The organism is Chlamydia sp. 04-14, from assembly GCF_036632095.1.
Taxonomy (GTDB): Bacteria; Chlamydiota; Chlamydiia; order Chlamydiales; family Chlamydiaceae; genus Chlamydia.
On record NZ_JAPYKW010000001.1, the window covers coordinates 157127 to 174445 of the forward strand.

Here is a 17319-nt window from a genome sequence, read left to right on the forward strand (position 1 = left end):
AGTACAAACATCTAAAGATCTTTTTCCATAGTAATTTTGGCAAGATATCCTATCTCATCTTTATAAAAACGCCGTTGTCTTCCCACTTCAACAAAACCAAAACGTTTATACAACTCTATAGCAGGATTTTCCTCGTAGACCTCCAAATAGAGAATCTCCAAATGAAAACGACTTTTAGCTAAATGACATAGATTATTTAACAATGCTGTTCCAATACCCTTATTCCGATAAGGCTCTCCAACAATAATAGAAATTAATGAATGGTGGGATACTTTAATATAGGGATTTAAAATAAGAGTGGCCACCCCAGCAACTTCTCCTTCATACACAGCTGTTAAACTACTGTGATATCGATAAAATCCTACCCAAAAATTTACGCTGTCACGAATTTCTGCTTCGGTTTTTAAAGGAAATCCTCGAAGAATCTTAGGATCATTTAACCATTGCTGCATATACACGCCATCGCTAGGAAGTGTATAACGTATTTCTAATCCAGGAACTCCTGTATCTTTGTTCTCTGTCATGAGACTTCTCCATACTCTGCTAAATACGCTTTGACGAAATCATCTAGCAATTCTCCATCCATCATAGCCTGAACATTACCTGTCTCATGTCCTGTACGCACATCCTTGACCAAAGTATAAGGCTGGAAAACATAATTACGAATTTGTGAACCCCAAGCAATTTCTTTTTTATTTTTTCTATCAAGAAGTTGCTTTTCTAACCGTTCTTGGAGAATCTGTTGATACATTCTTGCGCGCAACATCTTCATACAACTTTCACGATTCTGAATTTGGCTACGCTCACTTTGACAAGAAACAATAATTCCTGTGGGAATATGAGTAATTCTCACAGCAGAGTCAGTAACATTGACATGCTGTCCTCCCGCTCCCGAAGACCGATACGTATCAATACGCAAATCATTTGGACGGATATCAATTTCTATCTCATCATCAATTTCAGGATACACATCTACGGAAGCAAAGCTCGTATGACGTTTCGCGTTGCTATCAAAGGGAGAGATACGCACTAATCTATGCACACCACGCTCTGCCTTAGCATAACCATAAGCATAGTCTCCTGAAAACTTTACAGTAATATGCTTAATCCCAGCAACATCCCCTTCTTGACGATCTATAACTTCGACTTTCCATTGATGTTGGGATGCCCAACGAGAATACATCCTAAAAAGCATTTCCACCCAATCACAAGATTCTGTGCCTCCAGCACCCGCATTGACCGTTAAAAAACAGGGGTTTTTATCAACCTCTCCAGAAAGCAAACGTTGCGTTTCCCACTCTGAAAGAATATTTTCACAAATAGAAAACTCTTTTTCCAAATCTTCACGAAGTTCGGGATCTGAAGAAGCTTCACTATCATTTAAGAAAAAAGTCAGATTATCAACCTTACTTTTGAATTCTTCATAATCGGAAATTTGTCGTTTTAACGATGCGACCCGTTCAGAAATTTTTCCCGCACTAGCGACATCTTGCCAGAAGTCCTCTTTCAAAGTTTGATCTTCTAATTTAGCTAACTCTTGTCTCTTACCCTCAAGGTCAAAGAGACCTCCCGGCTAAAGCCAAGCCAGCTACCAGGCATTCTAACCGTTTATCCAAATTCTCGTGCATACATGACTCTTAAAAAGACTTAATATTAGGATTCTAGAAAAGCAAAAAGAATAAAGTCAACGTGTCCTATTTTTGCAAACTTTTATAGAGATTCTCTCCTTATTTCTTCTCATTCTTTATCTCACCAAAACTCCCTCCAGATTGCCACTTAAAGCCTTAATAAAGAGTAAGTGAGGAACGAATTCTGTTTTTTTGTTTTGACGAGAAACCTTCTTGAAAGATAAAAAAGTTGCGATGAAGAGCTTGTGTCTCTTCGTACCACCTTTACTAGGAGTAACCGATGAGTCAAAAAAACAAAAACTCTGCTTTTATGAACCCTGTCAATATTACCCCCGATTTAGCAGCTATCGTTGGCAAGGGACCAATGCCCCGCACTGAAATTGTCAAAAAAGTATGGGACTATATTAAAAAAAACAACCTTCAAGACCCTAAGAATAAAAGAAATATCCTCCCCGATGAAGCCCTAGCTCAAGTCTTTGGTTCTAAGAACCCCATCGATATGTTTCAAATGACAAAAGTTCTTTCCGCTCATATCGTAAAATAAAATTAAGAGTTGGCTCTTTTTCAGGATCCTCGTCCTGTAGGACGAGGAGAAAATATATTTATAGTGTTATTGTGGTCTTAGCTTCTCTATCTTTAGCTGCTGTAGTTCCTCTTGCTGCCTTTTCGTGGGCAAATTTTATAGAGCCGAACTGGTTGCAAACATCTTTGTTAACATGGAAGCTGCCTAAAAAGTATGCTCACCTTCATGGGTTGCGCATTGCTCAAATCTCTGACCTACATTTTCACAAATTCATTCCCAAAAAATTTCTTAAAAAAGTTTCTTCAAAGATCTCGAGATTCTCTCCGGATATTCTCTTATTTTCTGGCGATTTCCTTTGTCGAGCACAAATAGAAGATCGTTCGCGATTAGAAAGTTTTTTAAATACTTTACATGCGCCTTTAGGAACATTTGCCATTCTTGGAAATCACGATTATCAATCTTATATTTCCCGCAATAGTCAGGGAAAAATAGATGTTATTTCTATGAAAAGTAGCCAACCTTTGAAACGGGCTTTCGTTTCAATAACCCAAGGGCTATTCGGCTCTCGAGGTTATGCATATGCTGATAATCTTGAGAAACAAGAACCTAATAAAGAACTTTTAAAATTATTAAAAAACACACCTATTCGCCTGTTACATAATGAAAGTCACTTAATTGCTGATATGATCAATATCGTTGGCCTAGGAGATCTTTTCGCAAAACAATTTAATCCTGAAAAAGCATTTATTAATTATAATCCTTCCTTGCCTGGTATTATTCTTTCTCATAATCCTGATACAGTGCATCAGTTAGAAGCATATCCCGGAGATATGATATTTTCCGGTCATACACATGGACCGCAAATTTCTATCCCCTGGCCTAAGTTTGCCAATAGGATTATGAACAAAATCTCTGGATTAGAAAATCCAGATCTAGCGCGGGGTCATTTCCTCTTCGGAGAAGGAAAGAGGCAATTATATGTAAATCGCGGACTTGGAGGATTTAAAAGATTGCGCTTTTGTTCTCCTCCAGAAATTTGTTGTGTACGGTGTGTATATGGATCCTAAATGTTCTTTGATTTTACTTAGTGGGGGTAAAGGAGAACGCTTCGGAGCAAATCAACCTAAACAATATTTACCTTTCCAAGGTCAACCTCTCATTCTACATGCATTAAAAACAGCTCTTCATATTCCTGAAATTACTGAAATTATCGTTGTCTGTGATGCAAGTTATAATCATATCTTTGACGGATATTCTGTAAAATTCGCTCAATCTGGATCACGTCGTCAAGATTCTGTTTTTTCGGGACTTCAATACGTTACTAATCCCTGGGTATTAGTACATGATGGTGTCCGTCCTTTTATTTATGCTGATGAGGTTAGCGAACTTATTGCTACAGCTCTATTAACAGGAGCTGCAACGTTAGTATCTAATGTCCCCTACACAATCAAACAACGCTATCCTGTAAAAACTTTAGATCGTGATGCCCTCTCCATTGTTCATACACCTCAATGTATAAAGACAGAGATACTATTAGCAGGTCTTGAGTTTGCTAATAGGGAAGGGATTACCCTGGTTGATGATACACAGGCTGCGGAACTTTTAAATGTTCCCGTATCTTTAGTATCCAATAAACATCCTCAGATAAAAATTACTTACCCTGAAGATTTAACCATCGCTCTTGCCTTGCTATGACACGAGTTGTTTTACTCCTAGCCTATCAGGGAACTGCCTATGCCGGTTGGCAAAGACAACCTAATGATCTCTCTATTCAAGAAGTTATTGAAAACTCCCTAGAAAGAATTTTAGGGAAACGTGTCGTTGTAACTTCTTCAGGACGCACTGATTCTGGAGTTCATGCTTTTGGTCAAGTAGCGCATTTTTCACAACCCCACCACCCACTGTTTTCACAAGTTCGGGGCATAAAAAAAATGCTCAATGCTATTTTACCCAAAGATATTGTTGTTCGTGATGTTGTTCTTTCTGATGACAATTTTCATTCTCGCTTTGCAGCTATCGCTAAAGAATACCACTATTCTCTCACAAGATCTCAGAAACCTCTTCCCTGGGAGCGTCATTTTTCCTATTATCCACGGCATCTTTTAAATGTAGATCTTATGCAAAAAGGAACTAATTACCTATTAGGGACTCATGATTTTGCCTCTTTCGCAAATCATGGAAGAGATTATAGCTCTACGATAAGAACATTATTCAAACTAGAGATTATAGATAAGGAAGAAACAGTAACCATTATTTGCAAAGGGAATGGTTTTTTATATAAAATGGTAAGGAACATCGTTGGATCTCTTTTAGATATTAGCAAAGGAAAATATCCTCCGGATTATATCCAGGAGATCCTAGAAAAGAAAAATCGTAGACAGGGACCACCAACAGCCCCAAGCTATGCGTTATCTTTGCATCATGTATGTTATCCTAAACCTTATAATTGGTTTTGCAATCCGGAATGTGCGATCAATTCATTGAAAGACGCGAAATAGTGAAAATCTTTCTCACAAAAATCTTCATGACTATCTCGAGATAGGGGCGAAATCGCATTCACGGCAACTAATGTTGCTGGAATCCCTGTAAGAGCGCGCAACCCCTTTATACTATCTTCAAAACCTACAACCTTCTCTCCTTCTTGAACAAACGCTTCATAGGCGTGTTGATAACTATCGGGATAAGGTTTGGAACGTTCATAATCTTCACGAGTTACCCAAAATTGAAACCGATTGAGCGGAGGAAGCACCCCTCGAAAATGTTGGACAAGCTCTTCTGAGGAATTTGTAACCACGCCTACGGTTTTATTTTCAGCTAATAGCAACCCCAGAAAATCTTCAACACCAGGAAATAAAGAAGGGACTTCAGTTTGTATTAATTCTCTATAGATACGTTCTCGATCGTGAAAACACTGTGGAAAAAAAGATTCTGTATTAGGATAAATCTCTAAGAATTTCTGTTTGAAAACTTCTCTCCCCAACATTGAAAATAAATAATATGTAGAGAAATCCATAGCAACATCAAGACCGTACTCTCTAGATGCTTCTAAAAATGCCCTATAATATAAAGGTTCAGTATCGATAACCAAACCATCTAAATCAAAAAAGAAAACCTGATAATCATTGATATTCATGGCTATCCTAACCCCACCCTATTATATTTTTTCGCTAATTGAATATAGTAAATCGACAACGCAATGAAATAAGCTTTAGAATTTATACTTTATTTCTTTAAAACAACTAAAAATATTAGGTGAGATTCTAGCCTGTGCACAGGATTCTTATTAAGATAAGTTTTAGATTATTTTTATTTCCCTTGCTTTGTAGTTGTACAAATTCTACAGAAACACCGTGTAGACATATACGTGCGGGGAGAATCACCTCACAACAAGGACATTCTGTCGTTATTTATCCCAAAAAACAGGATCGCCCCCTACCTGACTATTCCTGGCCCACTCCACAACAACGGGTAATCACCGGATATTCGTTTCATTGCCACGGATCCTTAATCTCTATAGAAACGGAGAAAGGCACCCTCTATGATTGTGATGGATTGAACCATAGCCTGTGTAAAATCTTTCCCATTCATTCAAGAATTATTGACATTACACGTTTATTAAATACACTCAATACCATCTCCATAATCGAAGGATTTTGTTGCCATAAACATTTTCGTTTTCTGAAAGCTTCCGGTAAAATGCTCTCTGCTAAGCATCTTAATGGAAACGCTGCTCTTTTATTTGCCGATAAAGAATTTTCTATAGACACTCTAAGTTCTCTCTTACGATCTCTATACAAAAAGAAAAGCGTCTACCCGTGTTCTATAGATTTTATAACCACAGAAAAAACTCTAAGAAATGAAGAGTTTCTCATAACCCTAACACAAAAAGATAAGGGAACCTACCTAGCTATAGAAATGCTCTATGATCTAGAAAAAAATCAGCCTATAGAGACTCCCCCATCTCCCCTATCTTAAGAGATTTCCCTTGCGCTTATTAGAAAAGAACACGTACAGTGTAGACGCACTTTATGCCGGCGTGGCGGAATGGTAGACGCGGTAGACTCAAAATCTACTCTTAGCAATAAGGTGTTGGTTCGAGTCCAATCGCCGGCATAAGTTTTCTTTCTCAGTTTTTTCAGGTTGCTAATAAATTCGTTAGTAGTTTTTTTTAAGAAAAGCTACATGCCGAACCCCTTGCTTCCTATGAAAGAACAAGCTCTCCTACTTCTCCTTAAAAAAAAGAAAGGCTTTTTCTTAGCTATTCTTGATCTTACTGAAACAGAGCCTTCATTAACTCCTTTAGAACTCGAAAAAGTATTACAACAGAAAAAAACACTTCTATCTTGTATAGACAAAGTTGATAACCAGATTAAAGAATTTCGGCATTGTTTTACTTCGGTATTACCTCAAGACATTCAAGAAGAACTCTCGGATATTCGAGAAATCATCACGAAAATTCTTGATACGGACAAACTCAACTATCTGCAGAGAAAAAAAGAGTTAGGGATTTATGAGCAGCAACGATTGTAAATCATGTTCTTCAACTCAAGAGTTGATAGAGATCAAATCTCGTATCACCCAATCTTATAAAGAAGCGGATACTATTCTTACAGCCATTCCTGATGGGATTATCCTACTCTCAGAAACAGGCAACATTTTAATTTGTAATTCACAAGCTCGTGAAATTTTAGGTATTCCTGAAGAATTAGAAATATTGCAAAAACCCTTCACAGATTTTTTCCCAGAAACTTTCTTTGGATTTTCTATAAATGAAGCGCTGCAATCTCTACCCTCTCCAAAAACAGTACGCCTAACATTATCGAAAAATGATCAAGATCGTGATGCAGAGATCTTCGTAAGAAGAAACTCTTTAAATGGTTACCTCTTTCTATTAATTCGAGATCGCTCAGAATATAAGCAGCTAGAAAATGCTATTGAAAGATATAAAAATATAGCTGAACTAGGGAAAATGACGGCAACCCTAGCTCATGAAATTCGCAACCCCCTAAGTGGTATTGCAGGATTTGCCTCTCTATTAAAAGAAGAACTCTCCTCCCCACGTCATCAGCGTATGCTTTCCTCAATCATTGATGGAACACGTTCTTTAAACACTTTAGTTTCTTCAATGTTAGAGTACACAAAATCCCAACCGCTAAATCTAAAAGCTATAGATCTACAAGATTTTTTTTCATCACTTATTCCGCTATTATCAATCACGTTTCCCTTTTGCAAATTCGAACGTGAGACTTCAATTTCTATAATACGTTCTATAGATCCTGATAGAATGAATAGTGTAGTGTGGAATCTTGTAAAAAATGCTGCTGAAGCAACGGAATCCCCTATGACAGTCATCCTACATTCGTCGGGAGATATTTCGGTGACAAATCCTGGTCAGCTCTCTCAAGAGATTTTTGATAAGCTGTTTATTCCATTTTTTACAACTAAAGCTCAAGGAAATGGTTTAGGATTGGCAGAAGCTTTAAAGATCATGCGTTTGCACTGTGGTGACATTCACGTAGAAAATGCTAACGCAAATATCACCTTCACTCTAAAGATTCCCTAACCCTAAAACAAAGAATTAAAGATCGTTTGGAGGATTCCATCCGGTTGGTTGGAACTGTCGAGTTAATATGTCAGTATAAACTCCAGCAGTTACTGTTCTTACGGCACTTTCAGAAATATCATGTACTTCTAAGATAAACGGACCATTAAGACCACTTCTGACAGATAAAAGCTGCTCTACAACTCTTATTAAACGATTCCATGTAATATTTCCCAGATTCTCATAGTTCAAATCTCCTAAAGGATTTGCGGCTCCTGGTGTTGTACCTTCACCGTGACCAATACTTCCTAAAACTAAAGGAATCTTACCAGAGAAGTTAGACATAGCTCTCAAGAAGTTATTTTCTTCTTCAGAGTAGCTCTCTAACATGCCACCCTCTTGTCTATGCATTTTCTGCACCATCGAGAATAAGAAACTTGTCCAACGTGGATAGTCAGTGAAAATCGGTAGTTCTGTCACATAGCTATAGCAAGTTGACAACCATTCGGTAAGCGTTCCAGAAGAAGTGCGGATTTCAGGGAATTCACCAGCTAATTCATCAAATAGCTTATCCAAATGTGGTTGTCCCTGAGCTGCTGCAACTAGTGCATTAGCTCTTTGCGACATCGCCTCTATCTGATCTATAGTGAAGAAGCCCAGCAATGCTAAAAACCATTCACGCAAACAACGTTGTTCTATAACAGCACGCTTCTGAGCATCTGTAGCATTTGTAGGGAGTTCTTCTTCTAAATACACTCCAGGACGTAACCGTCTACAAGATATGTTCGTTCCTACGTTTCCGAAAAATCTCGGAGCAGTGAAAGCAAGCATCTCTGGAAATTCTAAGCGTTGTACTTCAGTTTTTTTCCTTTGCTTAATGTTGGAGGATAACGCGATTAACTGTGTAGCCAGCATCTGCATAGCCCCTTCCTCGCTATGTTCAGCTATTCTATTTGCATCTCTGAGAAGATCTTCTAGCTGATTTTTTTCTAATCTCAATCGCGAGGTCTCTTCTGTATGCTGTAGGTGACGATCCCGCATACTCTGCTGTAGTTGAGCTATCTCCTCTCGTAAAGCAGACTTCTCTTGATCGTGTCGTATGCGTAAATCTTGTATCTCCTGAACAAGTCTTTCCTTTTCCTCCTCACTTTGTTGTAGCAATGCTATATTTGTACGGTTTTGCTCAACCGCATCCAACAGACGTGCATTAAGATTAAGTTTTTCTTGCTCTAATCTATCAATCTCATTTCTTAAGATATCTATAGAATTTCTTAATTCTACCTCGCCTCGTAAAGAGCGATGTAGGTTATCAATATCGTTATCGTAAACACGGATATCCGTACGGAGTCTATCAATTTCTATTTTAAGACCCACTATTTCCTCATCCTTGGCTAGGACTTCTTCTCTAAGAGTTGCATAACGCAATTGCAAATTTGTTAATTGTGTACGTGTAATAGAAAGAGCTTCTGAGAGATCTGCTCGTTCTCTAATAATGGCTTCTAAATCTACTGTTAATCTTCGAATTTCTCTTTGAAGAGCCTCTATTTGAGCACTAGAGCCTGGGTTGCTCTCTGTGGTTAATACTAGCTCTCGCAATTCTTCATTTTCCAAACGTAGACGTTGTTTTTCTGCTTCGTGTCTATCAATGTCCCCTTGTAGCGCAAGAATCTTCGTATTTAAGACTCTCTCTCTTTGTTCTAAAGCTGTAATTTGTAAAGCTCGTCTCTCGTTCTCTTGAGTCCCTTGAGAAATACGGCTATTAACAGCAGCTGCCTCGTCAATAAGCTGTCTATATCTTACAACTTGTTCTTGAAGCTGTTCAATCACTGCTTCTTTAACACTTATGGCATTGCGATAATGATCAATATCTTCTTGAGTATATTCTCCGCTCAACCGCCGATTGCGAAGCCTTTCCACTTCTTCAGTTAACGCTTCTATTTCCTGGGTAAGACCCAGAAGCGTTGCTTCTTTCTCGCGTAGGTTATTCGTTAATTGATTTATAGTCCCCGCAGAACGTAGATATTTATCTTTATATTCCCGATTAAAGGTTATCCTTTCGGATGTAGATTCAATAAGGCATTGAATTTCTTTCTCTAAATCAATACGTCGATTAGTTAAGTTCTCATCACGTATGGATAAATTAATTAACGCTTCATACGCTTGAGAAAGCCTAGACAATAAAATATTTTGCTCTTGCAACAGAGGTTGTAGTCCCGTCACCAATCCTGCATGTTGCTGACCGCTATCAGCATCAGCAGTAATTTGATTCTCTAATGATCTGATACGTTGGATAAGAGTATTTAAAGTGGTCTGTAAATTCGCAATAGCCTCTGTTTGATTTGCTTTTTCGATACCTACACCAGCAAGATCTTGGATGAGCAAATCTCTCTCTTGATATAGCTCCATCAAGCGCCCATCGCGTCCCGCATCTCGCGTTCCTGTTATATGCTGATTATAAGAACGATATAAAAGCTCAAGCTCCTCACTGATTCGCTCTTGCATTTCACGAAATTCTGCTAAATTAGACAAAACATGATGTCTATTTTCTGTTTCAGAAGATATGAGACGGTATAAATCCACTTCTTTTTTACGCAAATCTCTATCGAATTTTGCTAATAGACTCTCTCGTCCTTGAATTATTAATTTTGGATCGCCATTAGAATCAAAACCGTTTATAGCTAAACCACGCGCATCCGTTGTCGCTAACAGACCCTGAAGTTGCGTCTGTAAATCTTGAATATTTACCTGCTGCGCTACCGTTTTCTTATTCGGCCGTGTTGAAAAGTGTAGTAACAAACTCGTAACCAGCAAAACGCTGCCAAGAGCAATAAATGCTATTCCAATCAGCATGGGGACGGCTGGCAATAAAGTTAGAACTAAAGTTCCGGCACAAATAGCAAGAAGAGATAAACAAAACAGCCCAATACATGAGGCAAGCTGACATCGTGCTTTCCAAGCAGAGGAAATCTCTCCTCTCTCTAGAGGAGTTAAATCTGAAAATAGGGATAAACGAGATTGTGTAATTTCTGGATTCAACGAAGAAACCAAAGAATTTGGTGTTGGAGAAGAAGCCATGCTATAAGTGCTCTAAATAAAATTAAGTCGAAAGATTTTACTATCCTAAACAACTAAAAATCAATTGAAAAAACCTTAATTAAAGGAATAAAGAGGAATTAAGAATAAATAAATCTTTCTTTACACAGATTAATTCTATTTAGTAATAAGAAATCTTAACTTAAAAATTAATAAAACGCCCAATGACTATAGAAAGAGTGTTAATAGTAGATGATGAGCCCTTACTCAGAGATTTTCTTTCTGAACTTCTTTTATCCAGAGGATTTTCGCCATTTACAGCGGATAATGTTAAGCAGGGTTGCCACAAGATACGTTCAGAGAAATACGACCTGATTATATCGGATATGAATATGCCTGACGGTAGTGGTATTGATATTATCAAAATAGCTAAAGAATACTCTCCAGAAACTCCTGTCTTAGTGATCACGGCTTATGGAACTATAGAAAACGCTGTAAAGGCGATGCATCATGGAGCATTTAACTATCTTACTAAGCCTTTCTCCTCAGAAGCCCTTTTTGCTTTCATAGCAAAAGCTGAAGAATTACAAGATCTTGTAAATGAGAACCTTTTGCTAAAGTCGCAAATTTCATCGGAATCTCATCCCCTAATTGCTGAAAGTCCTTCGATGAAGGATTTGCTATCTAAAGCAAGAAAAGCTGCTGACAGCTCCGCAAATATCTTTATTCACGGCGAATCGGGATGTGGAAAAGAGGTGCTTTCTTTTTTCATTCATAGAAACTCCCCTAGAGCTTCCCAACCTTACATAAAGGTTAATTGCGCAGCTATTCCAGAAACTCTCTTAGAATCCGAATTTTTCGGTCATGAAAAAGGGGCATTTACCGGAGCCACATCAAAAAAAGCTGGGCGTTTTGAACTCGCACATACAGGGACTTTATTACTGGATGAAATTACAGAAGTGCCCATCAATCTTCAGGCAAAGCTTCTTAGAGCAATTCAGGAAAAAGAATTCGAACATCTTGGGGGAACAAAAACTCTGTCGGTAGATGTACGCATCTTAGCGACATCGAATCGTAATCTCAGGGAAGCTGTTGACCAAAAGATCTTCAGACAGGACCTATTTTATCGTCTTAATGTCATCCCCCTCTACCTCCCTCCTCTAAGAGAGAGAAAAGAAGATATTCTCCCCCTATCTCAATACTTTTTAGAAAAATTTTGTAGATTAAACAATAAACCTATAAAAACTCTCTCCGAGAGTGCTAAAACCGCGCTTCTTGACTACTCCTGGCCCGGGAATATCCGAGAACTCTCTAATGTATTGGAAAGAGTGGTTATCCTAGAAAGCCCTACCTATCTCACTGACACAATGCTAGCCCTATGCTAAAAACTCCCAACCCCGTAAGCGGGGGAGTTTTTCTTGAGTTTCCGAGAAACTTCTGCTAAGCTTTCCATTCTCAAAGGTCTCAGATCCCTTGAAAAAGGGCTGTCCTAGGCACCGATAGCTCAATCGGATAGAGTACCTGGCTTCGGACCAGGTGGTTAGAGGTTCGAGCCCTCTTCGGTGCGTTAAAAACTTTTTAGAATAAAGAGCTTCCCTCCTATAATACAAATAGGAGAATCTCTTTTTCTTTTTTCGATTTTTTCATCTCCATATGTTGTATAAATCTTTTCACCATAAGGAGACGGCATGCACAATCCTCAACGTCGATCGGCAAGGCAGAAAAAAACCCCAAGAGACGAGGCTGCCAATCTAGAAATTACGGGTAAATCTTTTCATATTTCTCAACCTCTGCGTCAGTTGATCATTGAAAAAAGCGGTCAACTACCCGCATTAGACTCTATTCATGTAGTTTTGACATCACATAAAGAAAAGCAAGGAACGGAAGTGCACCTAACCGCGACTACGGGAAAAGAGACGTTCCAGGTAAAAACACAACACAGCAATGCTTATAGTGCTGTAATTTCGGCCTTTAAAAAAATGCGCACTTTGGCGAATAAACATCTGAAAATCCGCCAAGACAAGAAGAAACACGATATAGGGCTATCAAAAAAAGAAGAACACATCGTTGAGCTTCAAGAGGCTACTCATCTCTATGATGATATGTTGCCCATAGAAACTATGGATGCATGGGATTCTTTAAAACAGTATGGTTATATTCCCGGATCTGCGAAAAAGACCCTCTCTAAGAAAAAAATCAACCTACCCGTTCTATCTGAAGATGAAGCTATTAAGAAATTCGAAGATTCCCGAGATAAAGTACTAGTCTTCCTAAATGAAAAAGAGCATAAGATTCAGCTAATCCATAAACAAAACGACGACAACTATGTCCTCATCGAGCCTATCATCGCCCCAGGATTTCACATCTTCTAATGAGCAGATATTGACAAACGCTGAATCTCTAAAAATCTTTGATCCGATACGGCATAAGATCTTGGCATCAACACCTGAAGAAAAGGTTCGCCAAGAACTTATTGCCTTTCTGATCGAAGAATTACTTTATCCACCATCTTTGATTATCGTGGAAAAAGGGCTTAAAACCCTATTCCCCCTTCTTAATCGTAAGGATATACGCCTTCCACGCCGTCGTCCGGATCTTCTTGTTATCACGCCAGCAACTTATACGAATCTTGAAGGGGAAACATATAATTTAGGAAATCCAAAACCGCTCCTTCTCATCGAATGCAAAGCTCGAGTGATTAACCAACAAACAATCAACCAGCTGTTAAGCTATAACTATATTATTGGAGCCCCCTGTCTTTCTGTTGTATGTTATAGAAAACAACAAACAGGATTTTTAAATCCTAAAACACAGACCCTAGATTTTTATCCAGGACTCCCCAGCTACCCTCAACTACTTTCCTATTATCTCAAATTAAACTCTGTACAATCTGTAAACTGAAGACATGCACACCCTAACTCCGGCTATTGCACTACAAAATGTTCCCTTAGGGAAAAATCACTGTGTGACCACAGTATTTTCTCCTCTAGGGCTCCTTACATTTTTTGCAAAGCAAGGCCAGTCTATTTATTGCGATTTCAGAGAGGCTCTTATTCCCCTGTCCTTGGGAATCTATAGTCTCGATTACTCTCCGCCAAAAATGCGCAAGCTAATCTGTGCAGAGACAAAAAATACATTTTCAGAAATAAAATCCTCTCTTCCCCTACTGCAAGCAGCAGGGAAAATGGCTCAAGGTATTTTAGAATCACAGTGGCAGGAAAAGCCCTCTCAAGAACTTTTTTCCTTATTTTTAAATTTCTTATACCGCTTACCGGAAAGCAAAAATCCTGAAATGTTTTCAGCAACTTTCTTACTTAAACTTTTACAATATGAAGGGGTTCTAGACCTGTCTTCGACATGCACATGCTGTAAGAAAACTATTATTTCTCGAAATTTCTATCGCTATAAAGGTTTAAAATTTTGTCTAGACCACGGTCCTGAAGGTGCCGTCATGATAGAAAATGAAGAAGAGCAAGTTCTTTTTGCTCTTATCCATGCTAAAAAATTCCAAGATCTCCTACATCTATCAGATTTTCATTTGGAATTTTCAGAAAAGATTATTCGAATGTTTGAAAGTACAATTCATGAAGATAAGAATAAGAATTTATCGGAGAGTAATCGTTCCTCCGGAGCCACTGCGAACTTCAAAGACTAAGGTAATGGGCGCTATACCGACTAAAGGATTGTGATACGTTTTATTCCAAATACCACGGCCACGTTTTTCAAAATCTCCCTCTAAAACAACCTTCCCTTTTGTAGATACTTTGGTATGCACAATCACACCTACATTTTTAGGAAAAGTCAATGTAAGAGGTTCCGACTCATTACTCACAGAAATCGTAGTATTTTGCTGCCACCTTCCTCGGAAATCTAAATCCATCTTACATGATGAACAGGCGAATACCAAAGAAGTGAGCTCAGGATAATTCCCGGTCAACTTAGCTCGTAAAAATCCAAATGACCCATTGTAAACAATAGATTCTAATTTTGGGAACTCTCCAGAAGCATCAAAATGCACTCGTTTTTTTCTCTGAGCATGAATTTCCATAGTTTCCATATCGGGAAACTCCCCAGAAAAATTAAACCGATCTATATAAAACTTTTCGTCCTCAGAAATATAATGCTCAGAAAAGACTGGGAGACTTACCGATAACAATGATGAGAATACAAAGAAAAAAATCGAAAGAAACCGCAAGGTTTACACCCCAAACTTGAAACTATGCTCACTATGAAAATTCAAGATAAAGAAATCAAGAAGAAGAGGCCTATGAGCAACTTCCATTGCGAAAGAGGGGACTCGAACCCCTAAGGAAAGCTCCACTACCACCTCAAGATAGCGCGTATACCAATTCCGCCACTTCCGCAAAAAAAATAGCTTAGCTAGGGAATCCCCTTTACCTCAAGAAAAAAAATGTTTCCGACTGAGTAAAAATGAAGTACATTAGAGAAAGATCTAACAATAATCTTTAAGAATCATGCGTTGTACTGCCCATTGCACAGCTTCAGCTTATAACTTGCACGTGCTCTTTCACTTACTAAAAACCCGCTTCCCCACAGTTCTATCCAGGGAATATGTTTTAGTATCCTCGGAAAATCCCGAAGAATGCGACAAGATTGCCGTATTTTTCCCCTTTGGAGTTGCTGTATTTTGGGGATGGGAAGAATTTGAAGAAATCAAAATCCTACAATCTATTGTTACTGCTTCTCCAGAGATCCTCCCCCAGCCAGAAATCGATTGTTACAATTTCCACTACGGAGAAAAACTTCAAATACGTAGGGACAGATTGATCCTAGCGGATTCACAACTCAATACAAAGCTAGCTATATCTTTTGGTCTAGCTCAATCAGTAAAGCTGACCATATTTGAAGCTACTATTTATAAAACTATTGAAGACTCTAAACGCTTACCTCAAGATTTGGCTACAAAAGGGAAAATCTCCATGCCAAGGAGGGCAATAGCAAAAAAAATTGGTAAACTATTTTTAGATAAAGCTTCTGTAAATCTTCATTCTGATATTCTTGATGAACCGGACTTTTTCTGGGAACATCCGCAAACACAACCTATTTATATTGATGTTCTTAACTGTTTAGATATTAACGCTAGAATTAATGTTCTCAATCATAGATTAACAATTCTTGGAGACGTATTGGAAATTTTAAATGACCAACTCAATCACCAACATTCCTCATCACTAGAATGGACAATTATTTGGTTGATTATGCTAGAAGTTTCCGTCGCTCTACTTAAAGACGTATTTAATGTCATTTAAATTGCTTATTAAAAACCTACCGACGCACCTATGCTGTGCTCTTATCCATATCTATAGATGGACCATTTCCCCTTTGCTAGGAAATCCATGTAGGTTTTTCCCCACATGCTCACAGTATGCTCTCCAGGCTTTAAAACATCATGGATGTATCAAAGGCCTTGGATTAACAATAAAAAGAATAGGGAAATGTGGTCCCTGGCATCCAGGAGGAGTGGATCTCGTTCCTATGACGACTTTGGAGGAAGCTTTAGACGTTTCCCCGGTAATAGACGATGATGATTCATGTGATTCACACGCATAATCTCATCAATACTCACTCCAAAACGACGTGCTATCAGCCATAAGGAATCTCCATCTTTTACAATATAATCTTCGCAAATAGCCTCTTGTGTATCATTAACGAGAGTTTCTGACATATTGACATCATTTACAACAAAAGAACGTGGTGTTGAGCTGACCCGAGAAATAAAATTTTGACTATAGGGAGATTCTTTAGGGAGAAGATCGATAAATGTCTTTAAGGCCTCATCCGCAAACTCATGAATAACCCAATCTTCATCATGGACGAGTAATAATAAAGCAGCTAAAGGCTCTCCTAAATTTATATAGGCAGATAAAAATTTTTGTCGTTGTTGATCAGAAATTTCTGTAGCACGGTTGTTTTCGTTGCATAGAGAAAAAAATATTTGCTCTTCATTACGTATTACCATTCTTGCCAAGGAAGCTATAGAGGCCACCTTCTCATCAGCACCACAAAGTAACGTGCGTAAATAAAGAAATTCAGGGGTGTGACAAAAATGGTATAAACAATCTTCGTCAACAACACCTTGCTCTAAATTTTTAGCAATGGAAACAAACAAACCTCGAGATGTAAAAGGATACCGCTCGCGAGATAAATAACGTCGCACTAAACCATACTCCCTCTCATCGATATTCGGAAGTAACCAGGTTTTTCCATTACTGCGCAATTGTGTGAATGTCAGAGGATGAGAAAGCGCACTGCCCACATCCAGATCATAAGTATGAATAGCCACACTTAATGCCCATAATTTTAGCGGACGTCCGTAAAGTAAATGATCTTCATCCAATAAACGATACAATTCCTCGAGAGAAGCTCCTGATAAATTCTCTAGAAAATCTTGGGGAATATATTTCACTCGACAACTCTTAGCCACTAAAGGACCAGAAAATAAACGTAGTTTATAAATATCCTTTCGAAAGATAGTTGAGTAAAATAAAAGTAAGAAAACAATATTTAATACCGCACTCAAAACTAATGCCTGCCACAGCCATCGAGTCGTTTTTTGCAAGGTCATTAAAGAT

At 38.3% G+C, this 17319-nt stretch carries 19 protein-coding genes and 3 tRNA genes; 15 read left to right on the plus strand and 7 right to left on the minus strand.

The features are described 5' to 3' along the window. Positions 1-11: 11 nt before the first annotated feature. Both O6937_RS00600 and prfB read right to left on the minus strand, forming a co-directional pair. Positions 12-524 carry a GNAT family N-acetyltransferase gene (locus tag O6937_RS00600; protein WP_213240264.1) on the minus strand — a complete coding sequence of 171 codons (513 nt, stop codon included), beginning with the start codon at positions 522-524 and terminating at the stop codon, positions 12-14. Continuing rightward, positions 521-1628, minus strand: a protein-coding gene (gene prfB / locus O6937_RS00605; protein WP_213240262.1) for a peptide chain release factor 2 whose coding sequence is annotated in 2 segments (ribosomal slippage) — positions 521-1558 and positions 1560-1628 — 1107 coding nt in all. Because the reading frame shifts where the segments join, the coding sequence is not laid out codon by codon here. Before prfB ends, O6937_RS00600 begins: the two co-directional genes overlap by 4 nt. Positions 1629-1908: 280 nt before the next feature. On the opposite strand from prfB, the gene O6937_RS00610 reads away from it, so the two are divergent. The 4 genes from O6937_RS00610 (at position 1909) to truA (ending at position 4649) form a co-directional block, all read left to right on the plus strand. Then, on the plus strand, positions 1909-2172 hold the full coding sequence (locus tag O6937_RS00610) for an SWIB/MDM2 domain-containing protein (protein ID WP_213240260.1): 264 nt from the start codon (positions 1909-1911) through the stop codon (positions 2170-2172). A 71-nt stretch (positions 2173-2243) separates the two neighbouring features. Further along, a complete protein-coding gene (gene lpxG, locus O6937_RS00615) occupies positions 2244-3218 on the plus strand; it encodes a UDP-2,3-diacylglucosamine diphosphatase LpxG (protein WP_332389786.1) in 975 nt (324 codons plus the stop codon). Next, positions 3208-3846, plus strand: a complete 639-nt coding sequence (ispD, locus tag O6937_RS00620; RefSeq protein ID WP_332389787.1) for a 2-C-methyl-D-erythritol 4-phosphate cytidylyltransferase — start codon at positions 3208-3210, stop codon at positions 3844-3846. Before lpxG ends, ispD begins: the two co-directional genes overlap by 11 nt. Then, positions 3843-4649 (plus strand): tRNA pseudouridine(38-40) synthase TruA, encoded by an 807-nt coding sequence (gene truA / locus O6937_RS00625; RefSeq protein ID WP_332389788.1) that lies wholly within the window; start codon positions 3843-3845, stop codon positions 4647-4649. The genes ispD and truA overlap by 4 nt, the downstream gene beginning before the upstream one ends. Here truA and O6937_RS00630 read toward each other — a convergent pair. Beyond that, positions 4592-5284, minus strand: coding sequence for an HAD family hydrolase (locus tag O6937_RS00630; RefSeq protein ID WP_332389789.1), 693 nt, complete (start codon positions 5282-5284; stop codon positions 4592-4594). The two genes, truA and O6937_RS00630, sit on opposite strands and share 58 nt — an antisense overlap. Before the next feature lie 134 nt (positions 5285-5418). On the opposite strand from O6937_RS00630, the gene O6937_RS00635 reads away from it, so the two are divergent. The 4 genes from O6937_RS00635 to O6937_RS00650 all read left to right on the plus strand — a co-directional run bounded on the left by O6937_RS00635 (position 5419) and on the right by O6937_RS00650 (position 7714). After that, positions 5419-6126 (plus strand): hypothetical protein, encoded by a 708-nt coding sequence (locus tag O6937_RS00635; protein ID WP_332389790.1) that lies wholly within the window; start codon positions 5419-5421, stop codon positions 6124-6126. A gap of 55 nt (positions 6127-6181) precedes the next feature. Beyond that, positions 6182-6264: transfer RNA gene (locus O6937_RS00640), tRNA-Leu, on the plus strand. Between the two features lie 90 nt (positions 6265-6354). After that, positions 6355-6681 (plus strand): hypothetical protein, encoded by a 327-nt coding sequence (locus O6937_RS00645; RefSeq protein ID WP_213242047.1) that lies wholly within the window; start codon positions 6355-6357, stop codon positions 6679-6681. Continuing rightward, positions 6662-7714: a two-component system sensor histidine kinase NtrB gene (locus O6937_RS00650; protein ID WP_332389791.1), complete on the plus strand. Its 1053-nt coding sequence runs from the start codon at positions 6662-6664 to the stop codon at positions 7712-7714. Before O6937_RS00645 ends, O6937_RS00650 begins: the two co-directional genes overlap by 20 nt. A 15-nt stretch (positions 7715-7729) precedes the next feature. Here O6937_RS00650 and O6937_RS00655 read toward each other — a convergent pair whose 3' ends face one another. After that, a complete protein-coding gene (locus O6937_RS00655) occupies positions 7730-10768 on the minus strand; it encodes a hypothetical protein (protein ID WP_332389792.1) in 3039 nt (1012 codons plus the stop codon). A gap of 182 nt (positions 10769-10950) precedes the next feature. Between O6937_RS00655 and O6937_RS00660 the strand changes: the two genes are divergently transcribed. From O6937_RS00660 to recO, 5 genes are all read left to right on the plus strand, one after another. Beyond that, positions 10951-12111 carry a sigma-54-dependent transcriptional regulator gene (locus O6937_RS00660; RefSeq protein ID WP_332389793.1) on the plus strand — a complete coding sequence of 387 codons (1161 nt, stop codon included), beginning with the start codon at positions 10951-10953 and terminating at the stop codon, positions 12109-12111. 108 nt (positions 12112-12219) lie between these two features. Then, a tRNA-Arg gene (locus O6937_RS00665) sits at positions 12220-12293 on the plus strand. A 121-nt stretch (positions 12294-12414) separates the two neighbouring features. After that, a complete protein-coding gene (locus O6937_RS00670) occupies positions 12415-13098 on the plus strand; it encodes an HPF/RaiA family ribosome-associated protein (RefSeq protein WP_332389794.1) in 684 nt (227 codons plus the stop codon). Next, entirely contained in the window at positions 13052-13627 is a 576-nt protein-coding gene (locus O6937_RS00675; protein WP_332389795.1) for a type I restriction enzyme HsdR N-terminal domain-containing protein, read from the plus strand. The genes O6937_RS00670 and O6937_RS00675 overlap by 47 nt, the downstream gene beginning before the upstream one ends. A gap of 4 nt (positions 13628-13631) precedes the next feature. After that, the gene (recO, locus tag O6937_RS00680; protein WP_332389796.1) at positions 13632-14381 is read left to right on the plus strand and encodes a DNA repair protein RecO; all 750 of its coding nucleotides are present in this window, start codon (positions 13632-13634) and stop codon (positions 14379-14381) included. On the opposite strand, the gene O6937_RS00685 is transcribed toward recO, so the two are convergent. Continuing rightward, a complete protein-coding gene (locus O6937_RS00685; RefSeq protein ID WP_332389797.1) occupies positions 14331-14921 on the minus strand; it encodes a hypothetical protein in 591 nt (196 codons plus the stop codon). The two genes, recO and O6937_RS00685, sit on opposite strands and share 51 nt — an antisense overlap. A gap of 87 nt (positions 14922-15008) precedes the next feature. Continuing rightward, positions 15009-15090, minus strand: a tRNA-Leu gene (locus O6937_RS00690). Between the two features lie 111 nt (positions 15091-15201). Between O6937_RS00690 and O6937_RS00695 the strand changes: the two genes are divergently transcribed. Together O6937_RS00695 and yidD are read left to right on the plus strand one after the other, a co-directional pair. Continuing rightward, positions 15202-15996 (plus strand): RMD1 family protein, encoded by a 795-nt coding sequence (locus O6937_RS00695; protein ID WP_332389798.1) that lies wholly within the window; start codon positions 15202-15204, stop codon positions 15994-15996. After that, positions 15986-16297 carry a membrane protein insertion efficiency factor YidD gene (gene yidD, locus O6937_RS00700; protein WP_332389799.1) on the plus strand — a complete coding sequence of 104 codons (312 nt, stop codon included), beginning with the start codon at positions 15986-15988 and terminating at the stop codon, positions 16295-16297. Before O6937_RS00695 ends, yidD begins: the two co-directional genes overlap by 11 nt. On the opposite strand, the gene O6937_RS00705 is transcribed toward yidD, so the two are convergent. After that, the gene (locus O6937_RS00705; RefSeq protein WP_332389800.1) at positions 16221-17312 is read right to left on the minus strand and encodes a LysM peptidoglycan-binding domain-containing protein; all 1092 of its coding nucleotides are present in this window, start codon (positions 17310-17312) and stop codon (positions 16221-16223) included. The genes yidD and O6937_RS00705 overlap by 77 nt on opposite strands. Positions 17313-17319: the final 7 nt, after the last annotated feature.